Source organism: Vibrio sp. Isolate22 (assembly GCF_022398115.1).
Taxonomy (GTDB): domain Bacteria; phylum Pseudomonadota; class Gammaproteobacteria; order Enterobacterales; family Vibrionaceae; genus Vibrio.
Genome location: NZ_JAKEUW010000002.1, coordinates 46678 through 66310, shown reverse-complemented (window position 1 = coordinate 66310; position 19633 = coordinate 46678). Strand labels below are relative to the sequence as shown.

16 protein-coding genes are annotated in these 19633 nt (G+C 44.9%); 12 read left to right on the top strand and 4 right to left on the bottom strand.

What is annotated here, in order from left to right:
• Positions 1 to 53: 53 nt before the first annotated feature.
• Together L1D55_RS01735 and phnW are read right to left on the bottom strand one after the other, a co-directional pair.
• Complete coding sequence (locus tag L1D55_RS01735; protein ID WP_239916296.1) at positions 54 to 1493, bottom strand: aspartate aminotransferase family protein; 1440 nt, start codon at positions 1491 to 1493, stop codon at positions 54 to 56.
• A complete protein-coding gene (phnW, locus tag L1D55_RS01730) occupies positions 1493 to 2596 on the bottom strand; it encodes a 2-aminoethylphosphonate--pyruvate transaminase (RefSeq protein ID WP_239916295.1) in 1104 nt (367 codons plus the stop codon). The genes L1D55_RS01735 and phnW overlap by 1 nt, the downstream gene beginning before the upstream one ends.
• A 324-nt stretch (positions 2597 to 2920) precedes the next feature.
• On the opposite strand from phnW, the gene L1D55_RS01725 reads away from it, so the two are divergent.
• The 12 genes from L1D55_RS01725 (at position 2921) to gntR (ending at position 16777) form a co-directional block, all read left to right on the top strand.
• Complete coding sequence (locus tag L1D55_RS01725; protein WP_239916293.1) at positions 2921 to 3931, top strand: putative 2-aminoethylphosphonate ABC transporter substrate-binding protein; 1011 nt, start codon at positions 2921 to 2923, stop codon at positions 3929 to 3931.
• Between the two features lie 120 nt (positions 3932 to 4051).
• A complete protein-coding gene (locus tag L1D55_RS01720) occupies positions 4052 to 5473 on the top strand; it encodes an FAD-dependent oxidoreductase (protein WP_239916291.1) in 1422 nt (473 codons plus the stop codon).
• A 206-nt stretch (positions 5474 to 5679) separates the two neighbouring features.
• On the top strand, positions 5680 to 6789 hold the full coding sequence (locus L1D55_RS01715) for a putative 2-aminoethylphosphonate ABC transporter ATP-binding protein (protein WP_239916289.1): 1110 nt from the start codon (positions 5680 to 5682) through the stop codon (positions 6787 to 6789).
• 6 nt (positions 6790 to 6795) lie between these two features.
• Positions 6796 to 8520 (top strand): putative 2-aminoethylphosphonate ABC transporter permease subunit, encoded by a 1725-nt coding sequence (locus tag L1D55_RS01710; RefSeq protein ID WP_239916287.1) that lies wholly within the window; start codon positions 6796 to 6798, stop codon positions 8518 to 8520.
• A 67-nt stretch (positions 8521 to 8587) separates the two neighbouring features.
• Positions 8588 to 9292: a phosphonate utilization transcriptional regulator PhnR gene (gene phnR, locus L1D55_RS01705; RefSeq protein WP_239916285.1), complete on the top strand. Its 705-nt coding sequence runs from the start codon at positions 8588 to 8590 to the stop codon at positions 9290 to 9292.
• A gap of 157 nt (positions 9293 to 9449) precedes the next feature.
• Positions 9450 to 10352, top strand: a complete 903-nt coding sequence (locus tag L1D55_RS01700) for an EamA family transporter (RefSeq protein ID WP_239916283.1) — start codon at positions 9450 to 9452, stop codon at positions 10350 to 10352.
• A 200-nt stretch (positions 10353 to 10552) separates the two neighbouring features.
• Positions 10553 to 11569: a TRAP transporter substrate-binding protein gene (locus tag L1D55_RS01695; RefSeq protein ID WP_239833466.1), complete on the top strand. Its 1017-nt coding sequence runs from the start codon at positions 10553 to 10555 to the stop codon at positions 11567 to 11569.
• A 65-nt stretch (positions 11570 to 11634) separates the two neighbouring features.
• Positions 11635 to 12192 carry a TRAP transporter small permease subunit gene (locus L1D55_RS01690; RefSeq protein WP_239916281.1) on the top strand — a complete coding sequence of 186 codons (558 nt, stop codon included), beginning with the start codon at positions 11635 to 11637 and terminating at the stop codon, positions 12190 to 12192.
• Positions 12185 to 13507: a TRAP transporter large permease subunit gene (locus L1D55_RS01685; RefSeq protein ID WP_128163787.1), complete on the top strand. Its 1323-nt coding sequence runs from the start codon at positions 12185 to 12187 to the stop codon at positions 13505 to 13507. Before L1D55_RS01690 ends, L1D55_RS01685 begins: the two co-directional genes overlap by 8 nt.
• Before the next feature lie 118 nt (positions 13508 to 13625).
• A complete protein-coding gene (locus L1D55_RS01680) occupies positions 13626 to 14123 on the top strand; it encodes a gluconokinase (protein ID WP_239916279.1) in 498 nt (165 codons plus the stop codon).
• 3 nt (positions 14124 to 14126) lie between these two features.
• Positions 14127 to 15635, top strand: coding sequence for an NADP-dependent phosphogluconate dehydrogenase (gene gndA / locus L1D55_RS01675; protein ID WP_239916278.1), 1509 nt, complete (start codon positions 14127 to 14129; stop codon positions 15633 to 15635).
• A 140-nt stretch (positions 15636 to 15775) separates the two neighbouring features.
• The gene (gntR, locus tag L1D55_RS01670) at positions 15776 to 16777 is read left to right on the top strand and encodes a gluconate operon transcriptional repressor GntR (protein ID WP_239916273.1); all 1002 of its coding nucleotides are present in this window, start codon (positions 15776 to 15778) and stop codon (positions 16775 to 16777) included.
• A 112-nt stretch (positions 16778 to 16889) separates the two neighbouring features.
• On the opposite strand, the gene L1D55_RS01665 is transcribed toward gntR, so the two are convergent.
• Entirely contained in the window at positions 16890 to 17672 is a 783-nt protein-coding gene (locus L1D55_RS01665; RefSeq protein WP_239916272.1) for a siderophore-interacting protein, read from the bottom strand.
• Between the two features lie 199 nt (positions 17673 to 17871).
• Positions 17872 to 19326, bottom strand: a complete 1455-nt coding sequence (locus L1D55_RS01660) for a peptide MFS transporter (RefSeq protein WP_345772770.1) — start codon at positions 19324 to 19326, stop codon at positions 17872 to 17874.
• Positions 19327 to 19633: the final 307 nt, after the last annotated feature.

The window sequence follows — 19633 nt, the reverse complement described above, 5'->3', positions numbered from 1 at the left end:
TTTAAAAGTACGGGAGGGACGAATGTGTTTTAGGTTATTGGTTTAGTGTTGGTTTAAAGGTATTCAAAGTCTTTACAGACTTTTGCTATCGCATTTTCAAATACAGACAGAGCTTCTTCTAACTCAATACGGCTAATGATCAATGGTGGGCTTAACTGAATCACATTACCTTGTGACACCTTAAAGCTCAGGCCATCGTTCAGACACTGATAAAGTACTGCTTCCCCTTCGTCGAACGCTCGTTTTTTGGTGATATGGTCGGTGACCAACTCAACGCCCCAAAGCAGGCCAATGCCGCGAACGTCGCCAATGACTGGGTATTTCTCTTTCATTTGCAGCAGCTGCTCACGCATGAATGCACTGTCCGCTTGTACTTTTTCAAGCAAATTTTCTTGCTCAATCACTTCCATGGTTGCCAGTGCAGCTGTGCAGCCAATTGGGCTTTTCTCGTGTGTGTAATGCCCAAGCGATACTTGTGCTGCCGTGTTGTATTTGTCTTTGGTGACCATGGCGGCAATTGGCACCAAGCCACCACCAAAACCTTTACCAATACATAGGATGTCAGGTTCGATATCAAACGCTTGGTGAGTAAACCACTCGCCGCTTCGACCCATACCATTTGGAATATCATCAATGATTAGCATGACATTGTGCTTATCACAGATCTCACGGATACGCTTCCAATAAGCTTTGCTTGGCACTTGAACATCGGTGTTACGCACTGCTTCAGCAATGAAGGCACCAATACCACCTTCTTTTTCAATCACATACTCAAGGTAGTCGGCGTAGTGAACATCACATGCAGTCTCACTTTCACCGCCTGAGTTTTGCCCGCGAAGCGATAAAGAGTCATTAAGCGGGAAGGCACCACGATAAGAGACTGCTGGTGGGATACGTTCTACGCCAGTCATTAACGGCCCCATACCTTCACGGAAACAGGCTTCGCCGCCGACAGAAATCGCATCCAATGACGCGCCATGGAAGGAGTCCCACAATGAAACGACTTTGAAGTTGTTGGTGACATGTCGAGCCAACTTGAGTGCCATACCAATAACAGAGGTGCCACCCGGTGCAAATAACACTCGGTTCAACTCACCACCGCAGATCTGCGTGAGCTTTTCGGCGCATTGAACGGCGGTTTCGTTGGTAAAGCGACGTGGTGAAAACGGCAATGACGCCATTTGCTGAGTCACTTTATTAATGATGTGTGGGTGGCTATAACCTAGTTGATGGACATTATTGCCATGAAAGTCCATGTACTTTTTGCCCGTCGCATCTTGAATGTAAATGCCTTCTGCGGCTTCAAGTGTGTCTAGGCAAGGCGTTGACATCGCTTGATGAAGAAACACGTCTGAGTCGCGTTTTAACATCGCTTGAGTCGCCTCATCGTTTAGCGATTCATTCCACTTTTCACGTGCGGGTGTGGTGTTCACATCGCCTTCACTTCGAAAGTGCGTCGACTTTAGTGCTGGTTCTTGGTTAGTTATTGTCATTACTTAATGTCCCAGTACATAGCATTCTTAACAGCACCAATGAGAGCTTCAATGTCAGAAGGGTAAACCTCACCAATGTTACCGATGCGGAAGCAGTCTGCGTTTGAAACCTTGCCCGGATAAATCACAAACCCTTGTTCTTTCAAATGGTCATAGAATTCCTTGAATTGGTAATCGCTATGAGTTGGAGAATAGAAAGAGGTGATGATAGGAGAGTGAAGTTCATCAGTAAGTAGTGGTTCAAACCCTAGGGAGCGCATGCCAGCAACTAACGTGGTTTGGTTGGTGTGGTAACGATTATGACGAGCTTCGATGCCACCTTCTTGCTCAAGCTCAAGCAGTGCTTGGTAGAAAGCACGCACTGTGTGAGTCGGGGAGGTGAAGCGCCATTTACCGTGATTGATTTCCATGCAGTGCCATTGATCAAACAAGTCAAGGCTTAACGAGCGAGCTTGGCCTTGACACTTTTCTAGTTCCGATTGCTTAGCAATGACAAAGCCGAAGCCTGGCACACCTTGGATGCACTTGTTAGCTGAGCTGATCATGTAATCGATACCTAAGTCATCAATATCCATAGGGATGCCACCAAAGCTCGACATTGCATCAAGAATGACTGTCTTGTTGTGCAGTTTTGCCAATTTAGCAATGTCATCAATTGGATTCAGCATGCCAGTAGTGGTCTCACAATGCACAATCGCAACATGAGTGATGTCTGAATCCATGGCCAATGCCGTTTCCATTTCGTTCAAGTCAGGCTGTGATGTTTCACCAGGAGAAACGACATGGCATGGAATGTTTAAATATTCTGCGATTTGAGCAATACGAGCGCCGTACGCACCGTTATCCACCACAAGAAGTTTTCCATTTTTTGAGATAACGCTACCAATTGTTGCTTCAACTGAAGCGGTGCCGCTACCTTGCATTAATACGCTCGTGTATCCCGTTTGTTTAGTCGCTAAATTCACTAGCTTGCTACGAATCACTTCAACAATGTCTTTGTTGTATTCATCATCCCAAGTACACCAATCTTTAAGCATCGCTTGGCGAACGGTTTCAGAAGTCGATAGTGGGCCCGGTGTCAGTAATAAGTAATCGTTTCTCATGTTCAATTTCTCGCGACTTGATTTGGACTATACCAATTTGTGTGGTTACTTTAACAACCAATTCAAACGGTCGTAAATAGTCCAAATACCATTTTCACAAAAGCTTCATATTAAAATTAATCCCTTGCCCTGAGAAATTTACCGATCTTTAAACTGCCATTTTTTGTTCATTTAACCGTCATAAAAGCCAGTTAGCTTAATAGTCAAAATCTGGTACATACCAAGTTTAGAGGTGTACCAACAATATAAATGAATTTATGGATATAACTGTCTCTTGATGGGACTTCTAATTTCTAACTTTGGCATCGGGCCTGACTGGAGAAAATGATGAAAAACCGTTTTATGAAAGGATCACTTGCAGCATTAGTCACTCTATTAGCTGGTAACGCTTATGCGGCACAGGAAGTGACGGTTTACACCGCTTTTGAAACCGACATCTTAGCGAAATACAAAAATGCTTTTGAAAGTGAAAACCCAGATATCAGCATTAAATGGGTTCGTGATTCAACCGGGATCATGACGGCAAAACTGTTGGCTGAGAAAAACAACCCTCGTGCAGAGGTGGTGTGGGGCCTTGCGGGTTCTTCAATGGCTTTACTTAAAGAAGAGGGTATTCTTAAGCCTTACACTCCACAAGGTGTGGAGGCGCTGCGTTCAAACCTCAACGACCCGCAATCGACACAAGCTTGGTATGGCAATGATGCATTTTTCAATGCGGTTTGTTTCAACGAAGCGGTAGCAAAACAACTTAACCTACCAGCACCTAAATCTTGGGAAGATCTCACTAAGCCGATTTACAAAGCCCACATTGCGATGCCAAACCCAGCGTCTTCTGGTACGGGTTACATGCAGGTTTCGGCTTGGCTACAAAACATGGGTGAAGACCAAGGTTGGAACTACATGCAGAAGCTAGACCAAAACATCGCTCACTACACGCACTCAGGTTCTAAGCCGTGTGTTCAAGCGGGCATGGGTGAAGTTGCTATCGGTATCTCGATGGCAAGCCGCGGCGCTAAGCTGAAAACTCAAGGTGCACCGCTATCTGTGATTACACCTGAGGGTATTGGCTGGGAATCTGAAGCGGTTGGTCTTGTTAAACCTTCGGATGCAGCGCAGCGCGTTGTTGACTGGTCTATCTCTAAAGCAGCAAATGAACTCTACATCGAAATGTACCCGGTTGTTGGCCACCAAGAGGTGACGGCAACAATTGATAACTTCCCTAATGTTGAAAAGAACATGGCAAAAATGGACTTTGCACGCATGGGCAGCGAGCGTGCAGACATATTGAAAACATGGTCTGAGAAGTTCGACGCTAAATCAGAGCCAAAATCTTAATCTATCGAACTACTCATTCAATTAACTATTTAGTTCGTTAGAAGTTAGTAATCAGTAAAGGAAGGCTTCGGTCTTCCTTTTTTAGTTTTACGCCTTTAAGTCTTAGGTAAGGTACAACAAATGACAAAGCACTACTCATATTGGTTCAAGCAAGCACTAGAAAAAGAATTTGGCAGCATCAACGCAGGGTTAGACTCAGCCAACCCACTTCAAAAAGACATCAACTGCGACATTGCGATTGTCGGCGGTGGTTACACAGGGTTATGGACGGCAATTTTAATTAAACAACAGCAACCTCAAAAGCATGTTGTGGTGATTGAAAAAGGCTTGTGTGGCAGTGGTGCTTCTGGTGCGAACGGTGGTTGTATGCTGACGTGGTCGACTAAGTATCCAACGTTGAAAAAGCTCTATGGAAAAGAGCAAGCAAAATGGCTAGTTAAAGAATCGGAAAAGGTCATTTACGAGATCGAAGCTTTCTGTAACGAGCACAACATAGACGCACATTTGTACCGCAGCGGGACGTATTACACGGCAACCAACGAAGCACAAAAAGGTGGAATGCAGCCGGTTGTGAATGAGTTGGTTAAGCAAGGCATCAATAGTTGGAAGAAGTGTGACGAGTCTTTGTCTGATAAAGCGGGATCAGAGCGTCATATTGAAGGTTATTACTCGGAAGCCGCAGGCAGTGTGCAACCTGCTCTATTAGCGAGAGGTTTACGTCGGGTTGCTCTCGAACTGGGTGTAGAAATTCACGAAAACACGGAGATGACTTCGCTTGATTATGGAGCCCCAGCTCGAATCCAAACCAAGGGTGGATCTGTATTTGCCGATAAAGTGATTTTGGCGCTCAACGCATGGATGCTCGATCACTTTAAAGAGTTTAAACGCAGTATTGTGGTTGTTTCATCAGACATGGTCGTTACTAAGCCCATCCCTGAAAAGCTCCAGCAATTTGGCCCAGAGAAAGGAGCGGCAGTGGTGGATTCACGTATCTTTGTCCACTATTACCGAGATACTCAGGATGGACGATTGATGCTGGGCAAAGGTGGCAATAAATTCTCGTTTGCCAATCAAGTTGAAAGCATGTTTAACCAAAAGACAAACTACCTGCCGATTCTGAATCAATCCTTCCAAAAGTTGTTTCCCAAGCTGGCGCAGAGTGAATTTGATTACAACTGGTCGGGGGGATCGGATCGTTCAGTAACAGGATTACCATTTTTCGGTAATCTAAAAGGCCAAAACAACATCTATTATGGACTCGGTTACTCAGGTAATGGTGTTGCTCAAACTCGTATGGGCGGAAAGATTCTGTCATCTATGGTACTCGGCACTGACAACGCTTGGACCTGCTGCGGATTAACCAAAGGACCGCTTGGGCATTTCCCGCCTGAGCCATTCCGTTGGGTAGGGGCGATGACGGTGCGCAATGCAGTACGTAGAAAAGAAAACGCAGAAGACTCAGGAAAGGCGCCATGGTGGCTAGATAAGCAATTGGCAAAGCTGGCTGGTGCAGCAGGCAAGGCCGATAAGGTGGAGTCATAGGTCAATCTTATTATCTAAACTAAGACTAAACTCGGCCCTCATGTCAGTTTTTATCGCTACAGAGGGCTGGTAATACTGTGTGGGCACGCATCTTAAATGCTTATTATATCTGCAATATAACTGTCATTTAGCTTCTATAAATTTGTCACTCAACTGAAATATTCAAAGTTTAAATTTGGTATATACCATTTAAAGAGTGCTGTAGTATGAGCAACCAAACTTATTTGAATATTGAAAACGTTGTAAAGCAATTCGGTCAATTTACAGCGCTTAAAGACATCTCCTTATCTATTGAAAAAGGCGAGTTCGTCTGTTTCCTTGGCCCATCAGGCTGTGGAAAAACTACCTTATTACGTGCGATTGCAGGTCTAGATTTACCAACTTCAGGCTCAATTGAGCAAAATGGTAGCGACACGACCTTTTTACCACCAGAAAAGCGTGACTTTGGCATCGTGTTCCAATCTTACGCTCTTTTTCCTAACCTGACGGTGGAAGAAAACATTGCGATCGGCTTGAAAAACCAAGGCATGTCGACCAAAGAAGCACTAGAAACCGTGGAATCTTGGCTAGAAACCATCGGCTTACCAACATCCGGTCAAAAGTATCCGAATCAACTATCTGGTGGTCAACAGCAGCGTGTGGCGCTGGCTCGCGCGTTGGCACTGTCTCCTGGGTTACTTCTGCTTGATGAGCCGCTGTCTGCACTCGATGCGAAAGTAAGAACACACCTGCGTGATGAGATTTGCCAATTACAGCGCAAGCTGGGCATCACCACGATTATGGTGACACACGATCAAGATGAAGCTTTGACTATGGCGGACCGCATCGTGGTCATGAACCATGGGGTTATTGAACAGGTGGGGGCGCCGCAAGAGATCTACCAAAAACCAGCGAGTCGTTTTGTTGCGGAGTTTGTCGGTAGCATGAACTTCATTCAAGCCTCTGTGGCTGTGCAGGGCAAGATGCGTATTGCTGAGTCTATGTTGCCACTTCCTGGATTAGACAATCTGACTCCAAAGCAGGGGGACGTATTTGATATTGCTGTGCGTCCTGAGCAAATCCAGTTCGTTGACCGTTTTAATGAGTCGCTACCAGTCAGAATCCTTTCGAGCGAGTTTTTGGGCGCGTTTTATCGCATCGAATGTCAATTGCAGCATGACTCTACTGCGAAAGAGATCATCGTTGATGTGCCAGTCAAAGAGTTCGATCGATTGAAACTGCGTCGCAGTGATATTCGTTATGTAGCGTTTGATCAAGAAGGCTTACGAGCTTATCCATCGAAAAGTGTTCAAGTGATGAAAGACGAGGCGGCGTAAACAATCATGGAATCGACTCAAATGATGCAATCTAAGCTGCTACTTCAACGACGAGTACAGCCTTTTCTGGCTCGGTTAAGCACGGACAATGTGATTCTATTTGGGCTGTTGGCATTTCTGTCTGTAGTCATGACGCTGTTTATCCTGATGCCTTTGTGGGCGATGCTGAAAAAAAGCGTTCAGAATGCGGATGGCGAATTTGTAGGTCTACAGAACTTCGCTACGTATTTCGCTTCGCAAAGCCTTTGGCAATCCGTGGGTAACACATTTACGCTTGGCATACTGGTAACAGTTGTCGTTGGTGTCCTGGCCTTTGGTTATGCTTATGCCTTGACTCGCTCATGTATGCCTTTTAAGGGGCTATTTCAGGTGTTGGGCTCTGCGCCTATCCTTGCACCGTCGCTGCTTCCAGCAATCAGTTTGATTTTTCTGTTTGGTAACCAAGGCATCGCTAAAGAAGTCTTAGGCGACAACTCGGTATATGGCTTGATTGGCATCTCACTAGGTTTGATATTCTGGACGTTTCCACACGCTCTAATGATTCTTACTACCTCATTAAGAACCTCGGATGCACGCTTGTATGAAGCGGCTCGCGCACTGAATACATCATCTTTCAAAACCTTCTTCATGGTGACGCTACCTGCAGCCAAGTATGGGCTGATCAGTACACTTATCGTGGTGTTTACGCTGGTGGTTTGTGACTTTGGTGTGCCGAAGGTCATTGGTGGTAGCTACAATGTTCTATCGACGGATATTTTTAAGCAGGTAGTTGGTCAGCAAAACTTCTCGATGGGGGCGGTGACCAGTATTTTATTGCTATTGCCTGCATTGTTAGCCTTTACCGTTGATCGTTGGGTGCAAAAGAAGCAGAAGAGTTTGTTTGATACTCGCTCCGTCGCCTACCAGCCAGAGCCGAACGCCCTGCGTGACGGTGCATGTTTTCTGTACTGCGTAGTGATATCCGCGGCTGTGGTTATTGTTCTCGGTATGGCGGTATACGGCTCCATGGTCACTTTTTGGCCCTGGAACAAAGCCCTTACACTGAATAACTATAACTTTGCAGAAATGAGCACCTATGGTTGGACTCCATTCTTCAACTCATTAACGTTAGGTGCATGGACAGCGATAATCGGTACCATACTTATTTTCTTAGGCGCCTACTGTATCGAGAAAGGCAGAGCGTTTGGTCCTGTTCGTCAGGCAATGCAGATGCTCAGTGTTGTACCTATGGCGGTTCCGGGGATGGTACTGGGTTTGGGCTACATCTTTTACTTCAATGACTTGAGTAATCCACTTAACTTCTTGTATGGCACAATGGCGTTCTTGGTGATAAACACTGTGGTTCACTACTACACGGTAGGTCACATGACGGCATTAACTGCATTGAAGCAGCTGCCTGCGGAAATTGAAGCCACCGCAGCCTCGGTAAACTTACCGCAATACAAGTTGTTCTTTAAAGTAACGGTACCAGTTTGCCTGCCTGCGATTTTAGATATTGCGACATACCTGTTTATTAATGCACTTACCACCACATCTGCGGTAGTATTCTTGTATTCTACCGATACGATACCTGCGTCAGTTTCAGTACTGAATATGGACGACGCGGGGCAAACCGGTGCAGCAGCAGCCATGGCGGTAATGATCATGATATCTGCAGCGAGTGCGAAGTTGATTCATATGTTAATCAATAAGTTATTTGAGAAGCGCACCCAAGCTTGGCGCAAGCGCTAGCGAACCATTTTATATTGCAGTTGGCCAAGGAGTGGCTGACGACAAGAATAAGAATGAAGGAAATTAAGTGCAGTACGTAAAAATCAAAGATGTCATCGTAGAGCAGATAGAGTCTGGGATGTTAACACCGCGACAAAAGCTGCCTGCGGAACGTAAGTTGGCTGAGTCGTTCGATACGACCAGAGTGACGCTACGTGAAGCGTTATCCTCACTTGAAGCGGAAGGGCGCATTTATCGAGAAGACCGACGTGGTTGGTTTATCTCACCAGCGCCACTTCGCTACGACCCAACTCAAACGCTAAACTTCACCAACATGGCGTTGTCGCAGAATCGACAGCCGAAAACTGAGCTGATCGCAGCCAAAGGGATGTTAGCTACTAAGGAAGCGACGAAGCTCCTTGAACTGCCTGCTTTTTCAGACGTTTATCGTGTAGATAGAGTTCGTTATCTTGAAGATAGGCCAGTTGTGTATGTGACAAACTATATCCGACCAGAGCTTTTTCCGAATTTGCTTGAACATGATTTATCGAAATCACTGACGGACATTTACCGTGAGCATTTTGGTGTGGTGTATCAGAAGATCCGTTATCGCGTGAGCACAACGTCGCTATTGGGCGAAACAGCACAAGCTCTGCGTGCGACTTCAGGTTCTCCGGCTATGGTGGTAGAGCGTATTAACTACAACCAAAACGGCGACTTGATTGATTGTGATATTGAGTATTGGCGCCATGACGCAATCAGTATTGAATCGATAGCCCGGCTCGAGCGCTAATCAAACCGATATAGTGTTGTTAACTAGCGGGTCTCTCCTAATTCTGTAGGGGCGTCCGGTTTCAATGATTTAAGGTCTCTCATTCAGAGACCTTTTTTATCTCTTCAATTAAGCTATTGCTTTTATTTAGTTATTTACCAATTTAATTAGGAAAGAAATGGAATTCTCTGCCATTGTTATCGTCATTATCTCCGCTTTGTTGCATGCGGGCTGGAATGTTCTCGGTAAATCTAACCAAGGATCTGGTTCATCGTTTTTCCTGGCCTCTGGAGTTGCGGCTGCAGCGATATTGACTCCTTACCTTGTCTGGTATGTCGATAATGTTGGCTTTTCAAATATCTCACTTCCATTTTGGCAATTGGTTTTGCTTAGTGGGATATGCCAAATCATTTATCTAATTGGATTGGGTGCTGCTTATAAACAAGCTGATATTGGTGTGATTTATCCGATGGCACGAGCGTTGCCTGTGTTGATGGTTGGCTTGGGTACTGTATTGATTGGTTATGATCTTACGGTTAATCAATGGGTTGGATTTGCACTGATTACATTGGGTTGCTTGTTTGTCCCACTTAAACAATTCTCAGAACTAAGGCTCAAGGCCTACCTGAACCTTGGCGTGCTTTGGGCACTTATCGCCGCTATCGGCACCACAGGCTATTCCATTATTGATAAAGAAGCGCTGCTGTTATTGGAGCCTTTAAGCACAACGGTTATTACCAATAAACACACTGCAATTTTCTATTTAGGCATTCAGTTTTGGGCAATAGTGATACCGCTGAGTATTTGGTTACTGGCAACTAACCAAAGTGTCGAGTTTACGAATGCTTGGATACTACGCAAGAAAGCCACGGTGGCGGGCATTATGATGGCGTCGACTTACGGATTGGTGTTGTTTGCAATGACCATGACAGAGAACGTCAGCTTGGTCGTTGCTCTCAGACAAGTGAGCATCATCTTCGGTGTGGTGATGGGGATCTACTTTTTAAAGGAAAAGTGGCACATGACTCGCGGTATAGGCGTTGTTTTGATTCTCATCGGTCTAGTTACTTCGCTGATTTAAAGCGACTTTTATATCTCATATCATCCTAAAGTGTGACTTTTTGAACACATTTTCCTTATTGATAGCAAACGTTTTACTAATGTTAAAGATGTGATCCTCCTCATAGACAAGGTTGTAAAGTTACCGGTAACATCTGCCTCAACGTTACCGGTAACATATAACAACAAGCCGGACTCTGTGAAACTCATAAGGATACCCAAATGAAAGCTCTGACTAAAACGCTGATTGCTGCTTCCCTCACTGGCCTATTTGCTACTTCAGCAATGGCTGCAGACTTTAAACTTAAGATTCAATCTTCAGATCCTTCTGGCGATTTGAACTTCAAAGTTCAGCAGAAGTGGGCTGAGCGCGTAGAAACGATGTCTAACGGACGCATCGACATTGACCTTCTGCCAGTTGGTGCTGTGGTTAAGCACACTGAAACATTAGGCGCTATTAAGATGGGTATCCTAGATGGTCATATCACAGCAACGGGTTACTTCTCAGGTAAAGATCCTGCTTTTGGTCTAATTGGTAACATGGTTGGTGCATGGTCAGATACAACTCAGCTGCTTCAGTACATGAACTACGGCGGTGGTAACGAGCTAATGACTGAGCTTTACAAGCCTTACGGTGTTCAATTCGTAGGTGCATCAACAACAGGTGTTGAGTCTTTCATCTCTAAAAAGCCAATCGACGGTGTTGATGATCTGAAAGGTCTTAAACTGCGTGCGCCAGAAGGTCTAGTTCAACAAGTATTTGCCGCTGCAGGTGCAACCCCTGTAAACCTGCCTGGCTCTGAAGTATTTACTGGCCTAAGCAAGGGCGTAATTGATGCTGCTGACTACACGGTATTTTCGACAAACCAAAAAGCGGGCATGAACGATATCGCGACTCACCCAGTCCAACCTGGTTTCCACTCATTACCGCTTATCGATATCTCTGTTTCTCAGAAAAAATGGGACAAGATGCCAGCGGATCTTCAAACCATCTTACAAACATCAGTTCGTGACTTCTCTTACGACATGACGACTCAGCTGAAAATGGCTGACCAAGCGGCAGTTAAAGAAGCACAAGCGAACCCAGAAATCACTATCCATGACTGGTCTCAAGAAGAGCGTAAGAAGTTCCGTGAGATTGCAAAAGGTCAATGGAAAGTATTTGCAGAGCGTTCTGAGAACGCACAGAAAGTTTATGATTCAGTAACTGTGTTCTTAGAAGACAACGGCTTACTGTAATTCAAACTTAGCTTATTGATGGGGGAGGGCATTGCTCTCCCGTTTTCTCCCAGGAAATTTGGCCCATGACAGACAAAACCCCTCACGCACCAGCTGAAAACGATGAACAGCCTAGAAATATGCTTGATCGTCTTATCATAAAATTTAGTAACTTAGTTAGCTGGTTGTTCATCTTCACTGTATTGATTTCGTTTTACGAAGTTGTGATGCGTTATGCATTTGATGCCCCAACCACATGGGTACATGAAACGGCTTCATTTATTGGTGGTTCCCTATTCATTATCGGTGGCATTTACGCTTTCGCGGCTGATAAACATGTACGTGTTGTTCTTATCTACGACTCTGTTTCCAAACAAACACGTAAGTATCTTAATCTTGTTCACCACATTGTTGGTTTGGCCTTTGCTGGCATGCTTGCTTACGCAGCTTACTTTACTGCGCAAGAAGCGTGGTTTGCACCTTGGGGTGAATTTCGCCTTGAAACATCAGGTTCGGTATTAAACGCTCCTTACCCAGCTTTGCTGAAAGGTCTAATTTTTGTCGTTTTATGTGTTCTTGTTGTCCAGTTTGTATTGCACCTAATCCAAGAGTTGATGGGTCTAAGGAAGAATGACGATGTTTGATTTATCTTCGATTGGTATCGCATGGGGCAGTTTACTCATGCTAGTTATGATGATCGGTTTGCTACTTACGGGTATGCAGCTGGCTTTCGTAACAGGCTTTGTTGCCATTTTCTTCACGCTATGTTGGTTTGGCCCTGATGCATTACCTTTGATTGCGAGCCGTACTTACAGCTTTGCTTCTGGCTATGTTTTCCTCGCAGTACCAATGTTTGTGTTGATGGCGGCTCTCTTGGACCGTTCTGGTATCGCACGTGACTTGTTCGATGCAATGAAATCTGTTGGTCGTAAGGTTCGTGGTGGCGTTGCAGTACAAACCTTATTGGTAGCCGTTTTGCTCGCTTCGATGTCTGGTGTTATCGGTGGTGAAACTGTACTGCTAGGCATTCTTGCTCTACCTCAAATGCTTCGCTTAGGTTACGACCGCAAACTTGCCATCGGTACAACCTGTGCAGGTGGTGCGCTTGGAACCATGCTGCCACCAAGTATCGTGTTGATCATCTACGGTATGACAGCCAGCGTTTCAATTGGCGACTTGTTTAAAGCATCGTTTTTACCTGCGTTTATCCTTGCGGGTTGCTACATCGGTTATGTACTAATTCGCTGTAAGTTAAACCCTTCTCTTGCTCCTATCCCTAGTGATGAAGAGACAGAAGAAGACATCGCGAATCAGCCTAGTTACTTCAAAGCGCTGTTCTTCCCACTGCTCTCTGTTGCGACGGTTCTAGGTAGTATTTACACCGGTATCGCTTCGGTAACGGAAGCGTCAGCACTGGGTGTAGTTGGTATCATGATCAGCGCGTTAATTCGTGGTGAGCTGAACTTCAACATGCTGAAAGAGAGTGCCATCGCGACCATGCGTACCTGCGGCATGATCATGTGGATTGGTATCGGTGCGAGTGCACTGGTTGGTATTTACAACTTGATGGGCGGTATTGATTTTGTTGAAGAAACCATCCTTGCGCTAAGTGGCGGCAACGCAATGGTTACGCTCTTAATCATGATGGCAATCTTGCTAGTGCTTGGTATGTTCCTTGACTGGGTAGGTGTAGCACTTCTTACCATGCCAATCTTCGTTCCAATCATTACAGGTCTTGGTTTTGACCCTGTGTGGTTTGGTGTTGTGTTCTGTCTAAACATGCAGGTGTCTTTCTTGTCACCACCGTTTGGTCCAGCGGCATTCTACTTAAAATCGGTAGCGCCAAAAGACATTAGCTTGGGCGAGATTTTCTCTTCACTACTGCCGTTCATTGGACTTCAAATATTCGTGTTGGCCATGGTTATTATCTTCCCTCAGCTTGCGCTTTGGTGGCAATAACATGAAAGGTTCCTGACCAAGTATAGGGTTCAGGAACCGAGCCTCAGCAACACCAGTTTAAATAATAGATTCGATTGTCAGCCCCAATTTTGGTTGGGGCTTAGGGAAGGCTTGCCTTATGAAAAGCAAAAAAATACTCGTGATGGGCGTATCTGGATGCGGAAAAAGCCTGATTGGTAGCCGTATTGCAGAAGCATTAACGCTTCAGTTTTTCGATGGAGATGACTTCCATCCACAAAGTAACGTAGAAAAAATGCGTCAAGGTATCCCACTGACAGATGAAGATCGTCAAGGATGGCTAGAAACTCTAAATAAACAATTTATTGAGCAACCAAGTGCTGTCATCGCTTGTTCGGCATTGAAGCCTCAGTATCGCGATATTTTGCGCAGCAATAATGAAGAATTGGTCATCGTATATCTGCAAGGTAGTTTCGATACCATTTGGAATCGTCACAAAGCACGTGAAAACCATTACTTTAACGGTCAAGAAATGTTGAAAAGCCAATTTGCAACCTTGGTTGAGCCAGAGCTTGATGAAGCATTGTTTGTCGACATCTCACAAGATGTTGAACAGGTCGTCGAAAGTGCATTGAAGCAAATTAAACAAATAGGCTAAACCATGACTCAGATAAAAAATGATATTGCGATGATTGGTTTAGGTGTCATGGGCAAGAGCCTAGCGCTTAACCTACTTGATAATGGATTTAATGTTGCAGGGTTCGACCTTAATTCTGACAACATTGAACGCGCGAATTCAGAAGCCAAGCTGCTCAACGAATCCTTTGAAGGAAAGGGACTGTTCACCAAAGGCACTAGCCTCGAGCATGTATTGCAAGGGTTAGCTAAACCACGAGTTATTGCATTGTCGGTTCCTGCAGGAAAGCCGGTCGACATCGTCGTAAATAACCTGTTGGATGCGGGGCTGGAAAGCGACGATATTGTTATCGACACGGGCAATAGCCTGTGGACTGATACCGAGACTCGCGAGTTGAACTACAAGGGTAAGCTTCGCTTTTTCAGCACTGCGGTTTCTGGTGGTGAAGAAGGGGCACGTGTCGGTCCTGCATTGATGGCAAGCGGTGATCAGTCGGCTTGGCAATATGTAAAACCAATGTGGGAAGCGATTGCTGCAAAAGTAGATGTGAACGGTTTGCCCGTTGCTCAATTCGAAGCAGGCGAAGCATGTGCTGCGTATGTCGGTCCTTCAGGCACAGGCCACTACGTTAAGATGGTACACAACGGTATTGAATACGCCGATATGCAGCTTATTTGTGAGGTGTACCATTTCATGCGTGATGTTCTGAAAATGCCAGCTCAAGAGATTGGTCAAGTTTTCGAACAGTGGAACAATGGCGTACTTAACAGCTACCTGATGGAAATCAGTGCTGACATCCTTCAAAAAGAAGATGTAGTGACTGGCAAGCCATTTGTTGAGGTTGTACTTGATAAAGCAGGCCAAAAAGGCACAGGGTTGTGGACAGCAGTCAACAGCCTTCAAGAAGGTTGTCCAACACCAACCATTGCACAGGCGGTTTATGCACGCGCGATGAGTAGTCAAAAATCACAGCGTATCCAAGGCAGCAAGCTGTTAAAAGGCAACATTGCTGATTCAAGCCAGCTAGATAAAGCTGAGGTCATTTCGGAGTTACATGACGCACTCTACTGCGCCAAACTATCTGTTTATGCGCAAGGTTTTGATCTGTTGAAGACGGCATCTGACAAAGCAGGTTGGAACCTGGATTTCACTCAGATCGCTAAGATCTGGCGAGCAGGTTGTATTATCCGTGCGGCTTTCTTACAGAGTATCACTGCGGCGTATCAACAAAATGGAGAACTGCCGAACCTGTTGTTTGACGCGGCTTTCATCAAACAAGTGGAAGAGCGTGAGCTTGCTTGGCGTATCGCGGTTGCTAACTCTGCTCTATATGGAGTGCCGATGACAGGGATTAGCTCTGCATTGAGCTATTTTGATTCTCTGCGCTGTGAAGTGTTACCGGCGAATTTACTGCAAGCACAACGGGACTATTTTGGTTCTCACACATACTCTAGAGTCGATAGAGATGAAGCGGAAAAGTTTCATGTGACTTGGAGTCAATCTCCAAGAACGGAAGTAAAGGTCAACATTTAAACCATATGTAACGCCCTCGCTATGAGGGCGTTTGTATTTGTGATGCTATATCAATCTTTTATTCGCTTAGGCTTCAAATTCCACGTCAGTTGGATACACTGTTACCAGTAACATAACTCAAAAAATAATAATTACTAATTATGTCGAACAAGAAAAAACGTCCTACATTACAAGATGTTGCCAACCTAGTTGGCGTCACCAAGATGACGGTTAGTCGTTGTCTACGAGACCCCGCTCAAGTATCAGAAGCGCTGCGAGATAAGATCAATGCCGCTGTTGAGGAGCTGGGCTATATCCCAAACCGCGCCCCTGATATTCTTTCCAATGCAAAGAGCAATGCTATCGGAGTGTTGGTCCCTTCATTAACTAACCAAGTTTTTGCGGAAGTTATCCGTGGCATTGAGCAAGTCACCGCTCCAGCCGGCTATCAAACAATGATTGCCCACTATGGTTATAGCGCAGAGTTGGAAGAGCAGAGCATTGCTTCGTTACTCTCATACAATGTGGATGCCATTATCCTTTCCGAGAATGTGCACACCGAGAGAGCACGTAAAATGCTTCAGACCGCTTCGATTCCTGTTATTGAAATTATGGATTCGGTATCGCCTCGGATTGAGCAAGCGGTTGGCTTTGATAACTTTGAAGCCGCTAGGGCGATGACAAAGACAATGTTAGAAAGAGGGCGTACCAATATTGCTTATTTGGCGGCTCGTATGGATGAACGTACTCGTTTGAAAATGGCGGGCTATGAACACGCAATGCAGGAGGCTGGTAAAGACCCTGTCACATTGCAAACTGAGGATGCATCTTCGTTTACTTTAGGTGCAAAGCTCATAGGAGAGTTGATAGAGAAGCACCCGCAGGTCAATGGCATTTTCTGTACCAACGATGATTTGGCGATTGGTGCTTTCTATGAATGTATGCGACGTGGTATTCAAGTGCCTGAGCAGATGGCGATTGCAGGTTTCCACGGACACGACATTACAGTAGCGATGACACCTCGTTTAGCCACTGTGGTTACACCGAGGGAGCAAATTGGTAAAGTCGCCGCAGAACAAGTTGTAGCGCGTTTAAAAGGCAATAAAGAGTGGGTTGCTAAGCTTGATCTAGGTTACGAGATTGAATTAGGCGAAAGCATCTAATCTTAACGCTCTCTTTCAATCTGCATTAGAAATTAAAAACGCCCTTAGCGATGGAATGATCGTTAAGGGCGTTTTCTTATTTGGTCTTGAGGCAGGCTACGTGGTGATCGGCCTAGTCTGCGAGAGCTTGAGCATCTTGCTGTTTGATAACTTTATGCCCATCTTCACTGAGGCCACGTTTCCAGTAACTGCTGATGTAGATGTTCTCTTTCGCGACTTCTTTTTCGTTTCTGAAGTACTGTCTGAGTTCACGCATGCTTTCAAATTCACAGGCTGTCCATACTGAAACCTGACCATCTAACCACGTTAAGCTGCGGACTGCTTGTGACAACGTTTTTGACGTTTGATCTTCAATTAACCAAGTGATCTTGATGCCTTGAGGGGCTTCAAGTTCTTGCTTGTCTTCGGCTGAATTGATCTGAATAACAGCGTGACCTATTGCGTTTTCTGGAAGTGTTTTTATTTTTGCTGAAAGCGCAGGGAGTGAAGTCATATCTGCCACTAAGAAGAACCAATCCGACTCAAGGTTTAACCCCTGAATTAACCCCGGACCTGCTACTGAAATAGTATCGCCAACTTGTGCGCTCATTGCCCATCTCGCAGCAAAGCCACATTGTAAATCTTTAGTGATATGGCGAACGAAATCGACCTCGATGAACTTCTCTACAGGGTTGTAGTGGCGAATCGTGTAGGTGCGCATGGTTGGACGCTCACCTTCATCTAATTGACTCAAGTCGGTGGTGCCTAGTGGCGAGAATAGAAGCTTGATGTAGCCACCTACACATTCAGCTGGGTACTTACTTAATCCCTCACCGCTAAACGTAATACGCTGCATGTTTGGAGTAATGGTTGAGGTTTGAGTAACGGTTAATGTGATAGGGCTAGGCTTGCTCATATAAGGCTCTCTTAGGTTTGATGCCCACATCATAATCTCGAACCAGAAAACACTCAATACTAATAATTATCATTTACTGTAATTTACACAAGGACAATTTAGTTAAGAGTGTTTTGCTCATATCGCTAACTTTTATCAACAAAAAAGCCCTTTAGTAAACTAAAGGGCTTGATGAATAGCTTGCTGAACAACAGCGTGATTAGCTGTTTGCTTCTTCTAGTTGAATGGTTTCATCAGCGGCTTTTGCTGCTTCAAGCATCTTACGAATAATGAAAGATGCAGCCATCGCGATACCTACCATTACTACCGCAAGAACAGTCAGCATTTGGAAGTAGTCGCCGTAAACCGTTTGAACGATCTCTTGCGTGATCTCTTGGCCTTTCTCTAGTGCGATTGACGTTGAGAATACCGCGCCAACGATACCTGATAGTGCGATTGCTACAGAAAATAAGCTTACAGAGAAGTTTTCGATGTGCTTAGGTGCCACGGACAGGATGAATGCTACTACCATAGAACCCACAATTACTTCACCGAATGCTAGGAAGAAGTGGATTGCTAGGAATACTTCAGGGCGAATCAGAACGTCTTCACCGACGGTAGTCACTGCCATTGTCAGGATACCAAAAGCGATAGCCGTCAGGATGAAAGAGAAACCTACTTTCGTTGCTGTAGAGAAGTTGATGTTTTTCTTTTCTAGGCCAGAGAAGATACCGGCGATGATAGGACCTGCAACCATACACCATAGTGGGTTCATTGCCATTGATGCTTCTGGAGCAACAGGGATGAAGCCGAATAGGTCACCACGCATTGTGTTGATCGCTACCATTGTCATCGATGTCATCATTTGGCCGTAGTACACAAAGAAGCATGTAGTCAGGAATGTGATGATTAAGATCGTGCCCATTTTTAGCATGTCTGATTTCTTCGATTTCACCATCAAAGAGACAAAGTAGATAATGGCAGCAGCACCGATCGCGTAAACGATGTTTTGGCCGATATCCATGTTAGAGAACATAAAAAATACTAAGCCGATCATTGCTGCAGATAGGCCAAGGAAAGCTGCCCAGTTTTTAGTGCTTACTGGTTGCTGATCGATCTCAGCACTTGCTTCAACAAGGCCTTTACGGACAAACAACATCATCAGTAGTGCTGCGCCTGCTAGAACAGCAGACAGAAGGAAGCCACCGTGGAAGCCAACAACAAGCACAAGCATAGGGAATAAGTACTGACCTAACAGTGCACCAATATTGTTTACTGAGTAGTTGATAGGGTAGCAGTTTTCAAAATCTTCTTGTGTTTTGAACGTGCGTTTGTAGAGACTTGGGTAAGAAGGAGACATCAAACCACGTGCATAACTTGCTAACGCAATACCACACAACGCCATAGGAACATTGGTTGCTGCTGCGCCTAGTACCAGTAAAACATAACCACTCGCGAACCCAAGGAAGGCGATGGTCAAAGAGCGGTAAGCACCTAAGAATTTGTCGGCGATGAAACCACCTGCGATAGCAAACAGTGGCCCGATTGCAGAGAAAGCACCAACTACCATCATGGTGTCAGCTTCGTTGTAGTTAAGGTCCTCAAGGAAGAAACGAGTCAAGATCACCATGACGCCATAGAACGAAAGTCCAAACATCATTTGGCAGAACATCATTGATTTGTTTAATCTATTCTACATTATTTTATTCTCACATTAGTATTAATATGTAGTGTAATTACCCAATTATAATACCATCCATAGTAATACATAAACTGAAACATCCGTCCCAAACGGGACTTTGCTCGATATATCTTTTCTTATGAGTGCATTCATATTTCTCATGAATGAAATTTGCAATATTAGATTTTGCTAGTAGATGCATGCCTGTGTGAAATTTAGTCAGGCTTATTTGTGGCTAAGTAATGAACAATTAAAGGGAAAGTAAAAGGGAGTCATCCGGTAAATACTTTAAGTGCGTATC